Annotated in this window: 13 protein-coding genes and 1 tRNA gene; 5 read left to right on the top strand and 9 right to left on the bottom strand. The window is 58.5% G+C overall.

Features of this window, described 5'->3' with window-relative positions; all coding sequences use genetic code 11:
• Position 1: 1 nt before the first annotated feature.
• Complete coding sequence (locus tag G5S37_RS06050; RefSeq protein WP_165201796.1) at positions 2-517, top strand: hypothetical protein; 516 nt, start codon at positions 2-4, stop codon at positions 515-517.
• A 99-nt stretch (positions 518-616) separates the two neighbouring features.
• On the opposite strand, the gene G5S37_RS06045 is transcribed toward G5S37_RS06050, so the two are convergent.
• Positions 617-1870 carry a hypothetical protein gene (locus tag G5S37_RS06045; protein ID WP_165201795.1) on the bottom strand — a complete coding sequence of 418 codons (1254 nt, stop codon included), beginning with the start codon at positions 1868-1870 and terminating at the stop codon, positions 617-619.
• Between the two features lie 209 nt (positions 1871-2079).
• Between G5S37_RS06045 and G5S37_RS06040 the strand changes: the two genes are divergently transcribed.
• Positions 2080-2445 (top strand): GNAT family N-acetyltransferase, encoded by a 366-nt coding sequence (locus G5S37_RS06040; RefSeq protein WP_206026325.1) that lies wholly within the window; start codon positions 2080-2082, stop codon positions 2443-2445.
• 37 nt (positions 2446-2482) lie between these two features.
• Here the strand turns inward: G5S37_RS06040 and G5S37_RS06035 are convergent, their stop codons facing one another.
• From G5S37_RS06035 to G5S37_RS06000, 8 genes are all read right to left on the bottom strand, one after another.
• The gene (locus G5S37_RS06035) at positions 2483-3202 is read right to left on the bottom strand and encodes a ubiquinone/menaquinone biosynthesis methyltransferase (protein WP_240914809.1); all 720 of its coding nucleotides are present in this window, start codon (positions 3200-3202) and stop codon (positions 2483-2485) included.
• A 33-nt stretch (positions 3203-3235) separates the two neighbouring features.
• Positions 3236-3320: transfer RNA gene (locus G5S37_RS06030), tRNA-Leu, on the bottom strand.
• A gap of 229 nt (positions 3321-3549) precedes the next feature.
• Positions 3550-4632, bottom strand: coding sequence for an L-dopachrome tautomerase-related protein (locus tag G5S37_RS06025; protein WP_165201793.1), 1083 nt, complete (start codon positions 4630-4632; stop codon positions 3550-3552).
• 202 nt (positions 4633-4834) lie between these two features.
• Positions 4835-5455 carry a hypothetical protein gene (locus G5S37_RS06020; RefSeq protein WP_165201792.1) on the bottom strand — a complete coding sequence of 207 codons (621 nt, stop codon included), beginning with the start codon at positions 5453-5455 and terminating at the stop codon, positions 4835-4837.
• A 155-nt stretch (positions 5456-5610) separates the two neighbouring features.
• The gene (locus G5S37_RS06015; RefSeq protein WP_165201791.1) at positions 5611-6237 is read right to left on the bottom strand and encodes a type II secretion system protein; all 627 of its coding nucleotides are present in this window, start codon (positions 6235-6237) and stop codon (positions 5611-5613) included.
• A 76-nt stretch (positions 6238-6313) separates the two neighbouring features.
• Entirely contained in the window at positions 6314-7594 is a 1281-nt protein-coding gene (locus G5S37_RS06010) for a type II secretion system F family protein (protein WP_165201790.1), read from the bottom strand.
• A 128-nt stretch (positions 7595-7722) separates the two neighbouring features.
• Positions 7723-9396 (bottom strand): GspE/PulE family protein, encoded by a 1674-nt coding sequence (locus tag G5S37_RS06005; RefSeq protein ID WP_165201789.1) that lies wholly within the window; start codon positions 9394-9396, stop codon positions 7723-7725.
• Positions 9397-9462: 66 nt separating this feature from the next.
• The gene (locus G5S37_RS06000) at positions 9463-11121 is read right to left on the bottom strand and encodes an ATPase, T2SS/T4P/T4SS family (protein WP_165201788.1); all 1659 of its coding nucleotides are present in this window, start codon (positions 11119-11121) and stop codon (positions 9463-9465) included.
• 194 nt (positions 11122-11315) lie between these two features.
• Here G5S37_RS06000 and G5S37_RS05995 point away from each other — a divergent pair, with 194 nt between their 5' ends.
• The 3 genes from G5S37_RS05995 to G5S37_RS05985 all read left to right on the top strand — a co-directional run bounded on the left by G5S37_RS05995 (position 11316) and on the right by G5S37_RS05985 (position 14200).
• A complete protein-coding gene (locus G5S37_RS05995) occupies positions 11316-12362 on the top strand; it encodes a DUF3500 domain-containing protein (RefSeq protein WP_165201786.1) in 1047 nt (348 codons plus the stop codon).
• Positions 12363-12908: 546 nt separating this feature from the next.
• Positions 12909-13196: a hypothetical protein gene (locus tag G5S37_RS05990; protein ID WP_165201785.1), complete on the top strand. Its 288-nt coding sequence runs from the start codon at positions 12909-12911 to the stop codon at positions 13194-13196.
• Positions 13197-13909: 713 nt separating this feature from the next.
• Positions 13910-14200: a hypothetical protein gene (locus G5S37_RS05985; protein ID WP_165201784.1), complete on the top strand. Its 291-nt coding sequence runs from the start codon at positions 13910-13912 to the stop codon at positions 14198-14200.
• Positions 14201-14335 lie beyond the last annotated feature (135 nt).

Here is a 14335-nt window from a genome sequence, read left to right as displayed (position 1 = left end):
CATGATCCATCACGCCTCCTTCAGCGCCCGCAATCCAGAAGCCGCCGCCCGCGGTCTGGCCCGTCTCTTCGCCTGTGACGCGATTCAGGCTCCCAGTCCACCCTTTCCGGAAGGGTCATGGTTTGTCTGCCTCGGTGATGCCGCAGGGACCATCCTGGAGATTCTGCCGTGGGGTCACATCCTGTGGAATCCCGTCTGCGACAAGGGCGGCATCGGGAAAAGCTTCGACGAAGCCATGCGTGAGCACAGCAGCACGCACTTCCTGATTCAAACGCCGCTCTCCACTTCCCGTATTGAGGAGATCTCCGCCGAGGAGGGTTGGGACTGTTTCCCCGGCAACGCAGGTTTCTTCCAATTCACCAAGGTCTGGGTGGAAGGCACTTTCCTCATCGAACTGATGACGCCCGAACAAGCGGAAAACTATGCCTCCCACTTCGGCCAAATCGGCATGGCCACGCTGGACGACAAGATGCGTCATCTGGAGAAGGCGATGCAGGCGACGCTGCAGATGGTGTGACCACGTTCCTTGGCCCGGTTTTGTTTTTCGATGTTTGATTAGAACTCCAAGATAGAGAACTACTGAGCATGACTGGCTTTCATACCGAGCAGCAGGAACCTACTTTCGATCTGACGCGAACTCACGTCTTAGATATTCAATGAAAGTGCTTCTCTCGGACGATGGCAGCTTCATCACTGCAGAAACAAAGGTCATTTTGTTTTCCACCGCGCTCTTCACAACCTTTTCATACAAAGCCGATCCCGGATCTTTAACACGTGACCTTTTTTGCAGTTGGTGGAACAGTGATTCGCAATCAGCAATTTGAATTCCTAAAAGGTGTTTGTCAGCCTCTCGAGCCGCAATCCCCTTGAAGCGGTCAAACTCGTGAAGCTTAACCCGCACTGCCCAAAACTGGTCTGCATCGTCGCACAGCGTCAGAATGCGGTTGGCATATTCACGGAACATATCTCCAAACGATGAACCGCACGCGCCCCACAGGTGTGGACCATGCGTTGACGTGTCCTTGGCAACGTAAAAGCCAGCGAACGCGCAGTTGGGCAGTGCATAGAGCTGCAAAGTGAGAAAAGTATCAATCAGATATACCCTAAACCTTTGAATCTCACCTCTTACGGCGTTGAATCCCGGCTCGAGAGTATTCCACTGAAGATCCTTCATGTCATCGTCGCTTGGCCATTTTCCATGGATGCATTTCACGGCCCACTTGGTGTACCAGCAACCTACTTTTTTTAAGGACTTCGCAATCTCCCCACCAACTGCTCCCCACTCGACGAAATGTTCTCGCCGCTGAACTAGCGGTGAATTGGGATGCATCAGAACTAGAATGACTTCACTTCCATTGTCGAGGCTCCCTCTTATTCCGGACTCCAGTTTCTCATACGCAGGGGGCAACCCCGAGCAAAGCCAGTTCTCGATGACTACGACCTTATCTCCTTTTTTCGTTTCAAGCAGTTTGACCTCGATGTCATCTAGATAGCCATATTCCTGTTTTCCGTACGCCTTCTGGACCCCCTTAGCCGCTACAGACGCAATTTGCGCACCGACCTTTTCGGCTACACCAGCCATCTTAAGCTGATGAATAAGCCGATTGGCTTCTTCGTTTTGTTTTTCCCGCTGGAAGTAGGATCCTAACAACGAAAGCGTCGCTCCAAACAGTGTAAAAAGCAATCCAGGAAGGACTTGACTCGACAATCCACGATTTGCCTCCTTGAACGCCTCATTCCATTGAATCGGCGGGTTGGGCTTTTCAGGATCCCTCGGCCAATAGACAAAAAGACACGCGATGTACACCAGCGCAATCGATAGGCAGAGAACAGCCAGAACCAAGGATCGGTTACTCTTGAAATGGAACATATTACAGTTTACGCAATTCTATGGCGAAACTCGCATTCTAAACTTGAAACCTTCAAATTCTAGTGGCCTTGAAATCGGGGATTTAAATTGCCACCGTTCCTTGTGTGCTCCATGGTAGGAGTGAACATCGAGCAATGACACGACCGGAATGGCGCATTCGCCCAATGGAGATTGGGGACTATGATTCAATGCTTGCACTTTGGATGGGCATGGATGGACTCACCCCCAACGAGCATGATACACGCCAAAGAATTGCCTCCTACCTTGACCACAACAAGGGCCTGAGTTTCGTTGCCACGTGCGGAAATGAGCTGGTTGGCACACTACTTTCCGGCACCGATGGACGTAGAGGCTTTCTTCAACTTCTGGCTGTAAAGCCCGCCTTCAGGGGCCTTTCCATTGCCACCACACTCGTGGAAAACTCGGTGAAGGCATTTGCGGAGCTGGGTATCAGTGAGATCCGGATTTTTGTGATGAAGGACAACGGTCCCGCTCACAACTTCTGGAAAAAGTTGGGGTGGATGGTCAAGACTGACGTCGAGGTCATGTCATTTCATCCGAAGCGCCCAGAATGAGTATTCGGCAACTCGATGCCATGGACAGGAACAGTCGCTACTTCACCGCGTGATACAAACTCGCGATGCCAAAGGATAGTGGCCGCGCCTTCGCTTCACGGAAGCCATTCTCGCGAATCATGCGGCACATGTTTTCCCCACTGGGAAATTGCTCAATGGTATTGCAAAGATACTCGAAGGCTCCGCGCTCACCGGTGATGACACCCGCCACCTTGGGCATCACTTTCCTCAGGTAAAAGAGGTGTGCCTTCCGCATGAGCGGCTGGGTGGGCAGGGAGAAATCCAGTACGAAGAGACTGCCACCGGGACGCAGCACGCGGGACATTTCGCGCAGGGCATCCGGCCAGGAGGCCATGTTCCGCAGGCCAAAGGCCACGGTGAGCACATCGGCCGCGCCATCCACGATGGGCATGTTCATGGCATCCGCGACCATCAGGTGCTGCAGGCCACGCTTGCGCGCTTCCTGGAGCATGGGTGCGGAGAAATCCAGCCCCACCACGGTAGCTTGCGGGCAGGCCCTCTGGATGGCTTCCGCGAGGTCACCACTGCCAGTGGCCACATCCAGCACCACCTTCGGTTGCAGCGCCTCCACGGCTCGCGCCGTGGATTTCCGCCACAGCACATCGATGCCCAGGCTGAGCACGTGATTCGTCAGCACATAGCGACCTGCGATGGCGGCAAAGGCACGGCGCACAAAGGTGGCATCCTGTCCCATGGGGCCTGCTGCTGCCGATTCCTTCGCTGCTTGCTGCTCCATGTGCCGTGCTGAGTACTGTACGCAGCAAGAAAATGGTGCTCACGAGAGGACTCGAACCTCCACGGGTCTCCCCACAAGATCCTGAATCTTGCGCGTCTACCAATTCCGCCACGTGAGCATTTTGTCTGCGGCAGGAGGGTCAGTTTAGCCGAAGCTGGGTTTTCTCAACTGAAATTATCAAGATATCGTCCTCTTTTCCGTTCACCAAGGGCTGGATCATTCCTGATCGCGGGCCATTCCGACCTCAAACAGCCTGAAATGACTCCCAGGCGCGGTCTTCAACCGAAAGAGGGGAACCCTCTCCCCGGCACCCGCCATGAACGGTGACTTGCCGTTGCGCTCGGAGCTTAATCCCCCACCCGGCCGGATCCGGGAGTCTCCAGGCGGAAGAGGTAATTCATGTTCGCCCCGGTGGTGGAATCCAAAGGTGTGCCGGCACCCAGCATGGGGCGTTGCAGGGGTGGTCGGGTCCGGGAGGTGTTGGTGAAGAAATACAGCCAGCCGTCTGCACCAAAGCAGAGTCCCGCAGGCCACAGCAGTCGCGGCTCGGCGGCGAGGATGCGGTACTCCTTCTTCCCTGCCGAGATCATTCCAATGCCCTTGGCTGCCAGATCGGAGACGTAGATGTTCCCCTTGTTGTCCATGGACATGCCGTCGCTCACGGGTTTCGTGGAGTACTCTTCCACGAGCCCGGCCAGCTTTTCAGGAAGCATGTTCACATCCCGCAGGTGCTCCGTGCGCACACGGTAGAGCTTCTGGGAGCGCACGGGGCCGAAGTAGAGCCACTCGCCCTTCTTGTCGAGTGCGAGCGCGCTCACGCCTCCCTGTGGGTCCGCCACCGTGCCATCCAGGCGGCGGGTCTCCACCTTGTGCCCGTCGATGGTCAATTCCAGACCGGCCACGGGTACCACGGAGGGATGTCCCTGAAGGACTCGATGGGCCAGGCCGGTGGTGAGATCCAGCACCACCAGGGCGGCATCCGCTCCGGCAGCTGGATCGCTGATGTAGATGAACGGAGCCTCCGGATCGACGGCGAGGTCATCCAGAAGGGAGCCGGGCAGCACCGCCGGAAAGGCGAGATTGTAGATGCGGTGCAGCTTGTACTTGGCGGTGTCCCAGCCGACGACCTTGGGCGGGTACTCGCTACGCCGGCCATTGTCCAGCATCCAGACCACGCCCGCCTTGTCGATCTGCATGCCCTCTACCGCGTCCAGCAGGAGCGGCTGGCCTGCGGTGGCCTGGCTGACGTCCGTGGTGGGGAATGGGCGCGAGGTGCCGCCCTTACCCACATCAATGATGCGATTCTGTGGCCGCTCCTCACGACTCACGCTCATGAGGAAATGGTTGTCCGGAGTGATGGTGAGTCCGGCAGGGGCCAATGGAAGCTGATACACCATCTCCAGCTTCGGCTCAGCAGCCGGGAGCCGCATGGCCCCCTGCATTCCCAGCCCCACAAGCACAAGGCCGGCCACATGCCGCCAAGTCCTATGTCTCTGGGTCGAGGAAACCATCGCGGGACATGATGAGCACAGCACTCCGGCTTGACAAGTGCGGGCTGCGCCACGGGGTGCGTTTTCATCCATGGGGAGATAGTCTGCTCACTCCCTGTGGCGTCATCAGTGGACGAACAAACTACCAGTTCCTGATCCACCTCGCGATGGCCTCATCCTTGCGACGGGTCTCCGCATCGTAGAAGAGCGGGTCCTGGGACCCGATATCGCCGAAGGTCCAAAGGTCGAAGGTAGGATTGATCGCATCCTCGGTGCCTCCCTTGATGTACTGGAAAGGACGGCCCCATCCATCTACCAGGTAGCGGTAGCCTTCGCTGCTGGTTGCCACCATGTTCTTGGGGAGGTTCGAGTTGATGCTGTGCTTGGCCTCCTCCTCGCTGATCTTCCCATCTGAGGCATTGCCAGTCGCGGAAGCAGACTTGATTTCACTATCGCCATCGCCCGTTAATGCCTGATACAGCATCCGCGCGGCTCCCACTCGGATGTCCTTGCCGGAGACCTTCATCATGGCGTCGGGATGCGCTGGAGTGGGATACTGGCCGTGCTCTTCCAAGTACTGCTCAAGGCCGGACTTGATGACTGCGTGGGCAGCGACGCTGCGGTTGCGTTTCGATGGCGCATGGGAGATTGGAATGGGACGCAGGGTGAGTCCCGCCAGAAGACCAATGAAGGCAAGCCCCACCAGCCACTTCAGCGCCGGGAAGCCCTTCTCGGGACAAGGTGGTGAACTATCGACACTCATGAGTGCTTTTCAGGTAACGCGGGCCTACAGGCTGGCCGGATGGACGGCAATGCTCTGCACGCACAGGGAGATAGACATCCCCAAAAAGCAAACAACCCAGCCATCGCACGATGACTGGGTCGCGTTTATCAATAAGATTGATAAAAAGGTCCAGTTTACCAGTTCTTGATCCAGGCAGCCGTAGTCTCAGAATTCCTACGACCTTCCGCCTCGTAGACCATGCCACCGGCACGACCTTCCAAGTCGCCGAAAGACCAGAGATCATAGGTGGAATTGATGGCATCCCCGGTAGGCAGCGAGCCTTTGGAATACTGGAACGGGCGGTTCCAGCCGTCCGCCAGGAAGTAACCGTCCGGGCTCTTCACCACCATGCTTTTCGGCAGGTTGGAGTTGATGCTCATCTCGGACTCTTCCGCCGTGATCTTTCCGTCGGAGATATTGCCACTACCCGTGGCGAGCTTGATTTCGTTGTCTCCGTCGCCCGAGATGGCCTGGTAAAGCATGCGCGCGCCGCCGACACGCACATCCTGACCGTGCACCTGGGTGGTGGCACCTGGCGTATTCGGTTCGGGGTATTCACCCTGCTCCTCCTTGTACTGTTCGAGGGCCGACTTGATCACCGCATGGGCGGCGATGGTGCGATTGCGCGCAGCGGCCAGCTGGGCGTACTTGAAGCCACCTAGGGTAAGGCCTGCCAGAATGGCGATGATGGCGATCACCACGAGGAGCTCCAGCAACGTGAAGCCTTTCTCAAGCAGGGATTGCGAACGGTTGAGTTTCATGAGGTCGTTCTTTTGGGGGGATTTACGGACAAGCAAGCGGACGAAGGGGCCGCCGTACGGCAGCCCCGTTGACGCATCAGCTCTTCTCATTGATGCCCTGGATGATCTGGATGAGCGGCATGAACAGCGCCAGCACGATGACACCGACGACCACGGCCAGAATCACGATCATGAGCGGTTCCAGCATGGAGGTGAGCGCTGACACGGAGTTGTCCACTTCATCCTCGTACACGTCCGCCACCTTCAGGAGCATTTCGGGGAGCTGACCGGTTTCCTCACCCACGTCCACCATGGAAATCACCATCGGGGGGAAGACCTTGCTGGACTCCAGCGGAGCCACCATGCTCTCACCTTCCTTCACCGCGTTGTGCACCTTGTCGATGGCGTCGGAGACGACCACGTTGCCGGCGGTTTCACGGGTGATGTTCAGCGCCTGGAGAATCGGCACACCGGAGGTGACCAGCGTACCCAGGGTACGGGTAAAGCGGGAGATGGCGCTCTTGCGCTGCACGTCACCAAAGAGAGGCAGCTTGAGCTTCCAGGCATCGATGATGGCACGCCCACCCTTGGTAGACTTGACCACCTGCCACAGCACGATGGCGCCCGCGGTGCCGATGATGAGGAAAATGATGTTCCCCTGGATCCACCGGCTGAAGCCGATGACCGCCTTGGTCAGTTCAGGCAGCTTGTTGCGGTCGCCGAGCATTTCTTCGAAGATCTTCTCGAACTTCGGCACGATGACCGTCATGAGGAAGATCATGATGCCCACGGCGATGACCATCACGATGATGGGATACACCATGGCGGCCACAATCTTGTTCTTCAGCTTCTGGGCCTTTTCCTGGTACTCGGCCAGACGGTTGAGCACGAGTTCGAGCACACCGCCGAGTTCACCGGCCTTCACCATGTTCACGTACAGCTTGTTGAAGATGCGCGGGAACTGCTGGAGGCTTTCAGAGAAGGTGCTGCCGGTCTGCACGGAGTCCGCCAGCGTATTGATGGTGCGCTTCATCACCGGGTTGGGCTCCTGACGGCCCAGCACCGTGAGACCGCGCAGCAACGGAAGACCGGAGTCGATCAGTGTTGCGAGCTGGCGGGTGAAAATCATCAGCGTCTTGCCAGCCACCTTGGCCGAACCGGAGGCCTTGCCCCCCGTCTTGGTCTTGCCCTTCCCCGCGGACGTGCGGACGCGCTTTTTGATGGCGGCGGTATCCCCCTTGCCCTCCTCGACGACCTGCGTCGGATAGAGCTGGCCGCGGCGAAGCTGCCCGATGGCCTCAGCCTCGTTCGGCGCATCAATCACTCCGGCATTCTCCTGCCCGTTCGAATCAAGGGCGATGTAATGAAATTTCGGCATAACGTGGGGTCGTCAGTGGGTCAGCTGGTTTTTGCTTCGCTTAAAGATTACTGGGTTTCGGGGAAGCTTGTCCACTGGGAAAAAATGGCAATTTCCAGCGGCTCAGGCTCTACCGAACCGGAGTTTCATCAGGTATACTTGAGGACTTCTTCGATGGAGGTCTCGCCGTCGTAGATGTTTCGCAGGCCGTCCTCGCGGAGCGTTTGCATGCCCAGCTCGATGGCCTTCTGGCGGAGGACCAGGGTCGGCGCCTTTTGGGTGATGAGCTCCCGCAGGGGGTCATTGATATCCAGGAGTTCGTAGATGCCCTTTCGGCCCTTGTATCCTGAGTTGCCGCATTTCTCGCAGCCCCCCCCGGTGTAGAAGTGCTTGTCGCCAATGTCGCTCTGCGAAAGGCCAAGCTGGTTGAGCACAATGGCATTCGGCTGGTAGGGAATCTTGCAGCCCTTGCAGATGGTGCGCAGGAGGCGCTGGGCCAGGATGCCCTCCAGCGTGGCCGCCACGAGGAAGGGCTCCACGCCCATGTCGATGAGACGCGTCACGGCGCCCGCGGCGTCATTCGTGTGCAGCGTGCTCAGCACCAAGTGACCCGTGAGTGAGGCCTGGATGGCGATCTGCGCCGTTTCCACGTCACGCATCTCTCCTACCATGATGCGGTCCGGGTCCTGACGAAGGAAGGCGCGCAACGCACGGCCGAAGGTGAGACCCACCGCTTCATTGATGGGCACCTGCATGATGCCTTCGATGTCGTACTCCACCGGATCCTCTGCGGTCAGCAGCTTCGCATCGATGGTATTGATCTCCTTCAGCGCGGCGTAGAGAGTGGTCGTCTTGCCCGCGCCCGTGGGTCCGGTGACGATGAAGATGCCGTTGGGCTTGTGGATCGTCTCGTGGATGTAGTTGAACAGGAAGGGCGGCATCCCCAGATTCTCCAGGGACAGGTTCACCGAGGAACGGTCCAGCACGCGGAGCACCACGCTCTCGCCGTACTGCGTGGGCAGGGTGGAAACGCGCATGTCCACCGGCCGGCCATCCACCACGGTCATGATGCGGCCGTCCTGGGGCACTCGGCGCTCCGCGATGTTCATGTTGGACATGACCTTCACGCGGGAGATGACGGAGGCGGAGAGATGCACCGGGGGCGGCGCCATTTCATACAGCGAACCGTCCACACGATAGCGAATCTTGAACTCGTGCTCGAAGGGCTCGAAGTGGATGTCCGAGGCCTTTTCCTTGATGGCCTGCTCCAGCACGAGGTCCACGAAGCGCACGATGGGGGCGCTGTTCGCCTCCTGTTCCAGGCTGGCCTTGTCCCCGGGCTTCCCTGAGGTGACGCCGAGCTGGTTGAAGATGTCCTGGATGCTCTCGGTGCCGCTGCCGTAGCTCTTGTCGATGAGCTTTTGCACCTGCTCACGACGCGCCACCACGGGCACAATGTTCTTCCCGAGGCCGAAGCGAAGGTCTTCCAGCAACTGGGGATTGAGCGGATCCGTGAGGGCCACATGCAGGCCATCCGGCGCGAGCTGGATGGGGAAGGCGCCACAAAGGCGCGCCATGCCTGCAGGAATGGTCTGCAGGATATCCGGGGTCGGCTCGAAGGCGTCCAGATCGTAATGCTCCGCGCCGATTTCCTCGGCCACGGTGGCCCAGAATTCATCGACGTGATTAAAAATGCCGTACTCCACCAGCAGGTCCACAATGTCCTTGCCAGTGTGTTTCACATCGTGAACCAAATCGCTCGACTGGCCCTCATCAAGCAGGCCCCGCTGCAAGAGCATGTCCACCACGCTGTCTGCTGTCATGTTCGTAAGAATTAAAAGTGCTGTAGCTGAATGATTGCGTTCTAAAACTCCGGCGGCTCCACAGGACTAGCTCGCGTCGGACATGGTCTCTTCGATCACCTCTTCCGCCGTGGTCATGCCGGCCAGCACCTTGCGCACGCCGTCTTCACGCAGGGTGCGCATGCCCAGCTCTCTCGCGCGCTTGCGCAATTGCGGGGAGGACAGGGACTGGTTGATCATGCCGCGCACTTCGTCATCCATCTTGAAGATCTCGATGATGGAGAGTCGTCCGCGGTAGCCGTTGTTGCGGCACTTGGGGCAACCTTCCGGCACCATGATGGTGGCGCCGTAGACTTGGGAGGCATCCAGCCCCAGCTTGCGCAATTCTGATTCCGTAAGCGAGCCTTCCTTCTTGCACTCGTTGCAGAGCTTGCGCACGAGGCGCTGGGCCTCAATGGCGCGCACGGCGGAGGCGATGAGGAAGGGCTTGATGCCGATGTCCGTGAGACGCGAGACGGCACTGGGCGCGTCATTCGTGTGCAGCGTGCTGAAGACAAGGTGACCGGTGAGGGAGGCGTTGATGGCGATGCTCGCCGTCTCCATGTCTCGAATCTCACCAATCATGATGATGTTCGGCGCCTGGCGCAGCATGGCGCGCAGGGCGGCGGCGAAGGTCATGCCGATATCCTCTTTCACCATCACCTGGTTGATGCCGGGCAGTTCGTATTCCACCGGGTCTTCCACCGTGATGATCTTGCGGTCAGGACGGTTGATGTAGTTCAGGCACGCGTAGAGCGTCGTGGTCTTGCCCGAACCGGTGGGACCGGTCACCAGGATGATGCCGTCCGGCAGGGTGATGAGCTTTTCAAAGGTCTCCTGGTCATCCGAGAGGAAGCCAAGGTCGCTCAAGCCGAGGCGAAGCGAGCTCTTGTCCAGAATACGCATGACCACGCTCTCACCATTGCTGGTAGGCACGATGCTCACGCGCAGGTCCAGTTCCTTGTCCTGGAACTTCATCTGGATACGGCCGTCCTGGGGGATGCGCTTTTCGTCGATGCTCATCGTGCCCGTCATGATCTTGAGTCGGGCGATGATGGAGCTGTGCAGCTTCTTGGGGTGGTGCTCCACGTCATGCAGCACACCGTCAATGCGGTAGCGGATGCGGAGGTCCTTCTCCATGGGCTCGATGTGAATGTCCGAGGAGCGCGCCTTGAAGGCCTCCATCAGGGTGTTCGTCACCAGGCGGATGATGGGTGCCTCGGCATCGCTGCCGACTCCTTCCACGCCCTTCACAATGGTTGACGCCATGTCCCCTTCATTTCCATAGATTGCGGAAAGGAGGGTCCGGATGTTCTCCGGCGTGGCGCACACGAAGTCGATCTCCGTCTTCAGCACGTGGGGCAGGGCATCCAGCGTCTCAAAGTTGTTCGGGTCGCTGATGGCGACCTGCAAGCGGCCGTGCTCGAAACCGAGCGGGACCACGCGGTAGCGGCGGGCGGCTTCCTCCGACACCACCAGTTTCAGGTCCGCCGGCGGTACAAAGCCCGTAAGATCCACAAACTCCATGCCGGAATTCACCGCCATGGTCCTTGCCACATCTTCCTCGCTCACCACCCCGGACTTAATCAGGCCCTCAATCAGCGTTTCGGCGGGTTTCTTGGTCTTGCGGACGTGCTCAAGGTCCTGCTCGGTCACCATTCCCGCCTCGCGGAGAAGTTCGAGCAAAAAGTCTTCGTTGGAATACATGTAAACCGTGGCTGTTACGTGGATTTTAGGGGCAAATTCCTGTCAGGAAGGTGAGATTACCCCGTGCGGCATTTCAGTGTCAATACTGCCCGCCTTTTTTACTAAATCTTGAGATACGGCTGTCACTTGACGCGTTCGTTCTCACCCACCCTGTCAAATTCCATACGCCTCCCATGTATTCACGACTCAGCAAATTGCCTAGCCTCCTCGCGCTTGTCTGCGCTGCCATTCTCCCGCTTCAGCCCGCTGACCTGCACGCTCATGATGGCGCCCAGCAGATGGTGGACACGGCAAATGCCCTCCTCGCCACCCTGCCTGCGGAATCCAAGGCCAAGGCCGTGTTTCCCTTTGATCACGACGAGCGCCAGAACTGGCACTTCATCCCGAAGGAGCGCCTCGGCCTCCCCATCAAGGAGATGACCCAGGAGCAGCGTCTCCTGGCCCACGCTCTGCTGAACTCCGGTCTCAGCACCACCGGCTACATGAAGGCCGTCTCCATCATGTCCCTGGAAGAGGTGCTCTACACCATCGAAGGTGCAGACCCCGCGAAGCGTGAGGCCACGCGTGAGAAGCGCAACCCGGAGCGCTACTTCGTAAGCATCTTCGGCGAACCCTCCATGAAGGGTACCTGGGGCTGGCGCTTCGAAGGCCACCACCTCTCCCTCAACTTCACCGTGAAGGACGGCGCCCTGCTCCGCGTGACGCCCGCGTTCTTCGGCACCAACCCTGGCGAAGTCCGCGAAGGCCCCCGCACCGGTCTGCGCGTCCTCGGTCAGGAAGAAGACCTCGGCCGCGACCTGGTGAAGTCCCTGGACGACGCCCAGTTCAAAAAGGCCCTCGTGAGCGCGGAAGCCTACAAGGACGTCCTCACCGAAGCCAAGCGTGAAGTCACTCCCCTCACCCCGGATGGCCTCAGCGAGACGGAATTGAACGACGCCCAGAAGGCCAAACTGGAAAAGCTCATCAAGGCCCACCTCTTCCGCAGCCGCCCCGAGGTAGCTGAGGAAGCCTGGAAGGAAATCAAGACCAGCGGTCCGGTGTTCTTCGCCTGGGCTGGCGGCAAGGAGAAGGGCCAACCCCACTACTACCGCGTGCAGGGCAAGACCTTCGTCGTGGAGTACGACAACACCCAGAATGACGCAAACCACATCCACGTGGTGTGGCGCGACTTCGACAGCGACTTCGGTCGCGACCTGCTCGGCGAGCACCTAAAGGCGGCGCACCAGGCGCAAGGGAAGTAAGTGGTGAGTGGGAAGTAGCTCGTAGTAAATAGAGAGTGCGCAGGGAGCGGGAACGGCAACAACAGCCACGCCCCTGCTGACATCTCACCAACTCAAGGGAACGGGAGCATGCTTGCTCCCGTTTTTTTGTGGGCGGTGATGGGCTGGCATCTGTCGAGGTTTAAGATTCACGAGAGATCCAGATGTTGTGACGCGCAGCGTCCTTGGACTGCGCGCAGCCTGCTGCCGCTTTCCAGAGTCCACAGCCTGCTGTGGCGATTGTGACACTCACTCGTAAGGCGACACATCGCTGAAGGCTTGGCGACTTCGTCGCAGTGATGCGTGCAGCAGGCTGCACTTTAGGAAAGCGGCAGCAGGCTGCACGCAGTCCAGGGCCTTCGGCACCGCTTCCATATCTTTAACCAGACGTTCATGCGTTGAGATGTCATTCCCCGACGCTGAAAGTTTCTCCATTCACCACCACACCAACATCCCTGCACCATGCAATTCACCACACGCTGAAACCCAAGAATCCACCCACCTCCCCGCCCTCGCAATACCAGGCAAATGCGATTCTACATCAAAGGCCTCAACCCTCACCCCCACTCCGCCATGATGGACAACCGCACCGCCGTAGAAGTCACCTGCCTTAGCTTCAATGGCAGACCTTTCTCCATGGAGGAGGCTGCACGCCGCATGATGAACCTGTATCCGGACCGGTGTCTGAGCAGCGGGGACGCGTGGCATGAACTGGAAACTTCCGGCATGCTCGTGCCGAAGGAGAATGACCCCACCGCCATCAGCTTCGCCGCGCACAAGCTGCGGGTGTTGGATCATCCGTGCTCGCAGGCCTAGATCGGTTAACCTAAACGTGGCTGCATTGGGAACTCAGTCGCGGAGCGACGGCCGAGTCTTAGCCCGGCCTTTCAAGGCCGGGTATGTGACTGGAATAAGCGTCGCGGAGCGACGCCCGAACCGGTGAATCTTGGGCGCGGTCATGTGTTCGGGTGTCGCTCCGCGACACTACTGCCCCACCATCCCACCCGGCCTTGAAAGGCCGGGCTAAGACTCGGGCGTCGCTTCGCGACTAAATCCAGTTGCTTCTCCTCTGTGATTGAGCGCGGCAATGTCATTGTTAAACAGCTCTGATCGAAGGGAGCATTATCTCCTCATAAACAGCACGCGAGAAGATGATGACGCGCATGCCTGACGTGGAGTGATGGTGCGTCAGGAGTTCGGGAGCAGGAATGCTCCCGCTCCTTGAGAAGGCGCGTGCGACTTCAAACAAAGCAGTGATTCCAAACGTGCTCGAAAGCGCTCTGCGCAAAGTGAGCCCATCATCACAGTCGCTGCTCACACTCATCACAGGCACCCAGGCATAAGCATTTGTATTACACCATCCTACAATACGGGGTGCGAATGATCCCTCGTTGCAACTTTCTGCGGGATGCGCGGACATTCCGCTCATGGGGCCGAATAAGCCGGAGTGCGGTTTCATCCAATGGGGCGTCCGTTGCAAAACGGATGCACAAAAAAACCCATCGATAAACCACCCCCCAGAACCCCAGATGAAACTTTCAACGTCACGCATCTTCCGCGCGCCTGTGGTGCTCGCGATCACGCTTGCCTCAGCATTCGCCTTCGCGCTTCCCGCAGAGGCACGCGACAGACATGACCACGGCCATCATCACAGCAAGAAGTCCAAGAAACACCGCCACCACAGTCATGGCCATGGTCATGGTGGTCACGGCCATCATCACCGTACACCGGTGCGCTTCTGCGGCAGCCACAGGCACCATCATGTGCACTACTGGCACGGATGGGATCACCGCAACTACAAGTGCTATGGGCACAAGTAAGCGACGCCCCTTGCACAGAAATCTGCGCAAGCACCTGAATAGAATCACCGCCACGCCCATCCAATCAGGCAGATGCAGACGAGTGTTCTTAAGAGGAGCAGAAGCGCTCCGGCGTGATGCCTCACCTCTCACCTC

The sequence above is a fragment of the Roseimicrobium sp. ORNL1 genome, assembly GCF_011044495.1.
Classification (GTDB): domain Bacteria; phylum Verrucomicrobiota; class Verrucomicrobiia; order Verrucomicrobiales; family Verrucomicrobiaceae; genus Roseimicrobium.
The sequence above is the reverse complement of the archived record's forward strand: the minus strand, read 5'-3'. Positions and strand labels throughout refer to the sequence as shown.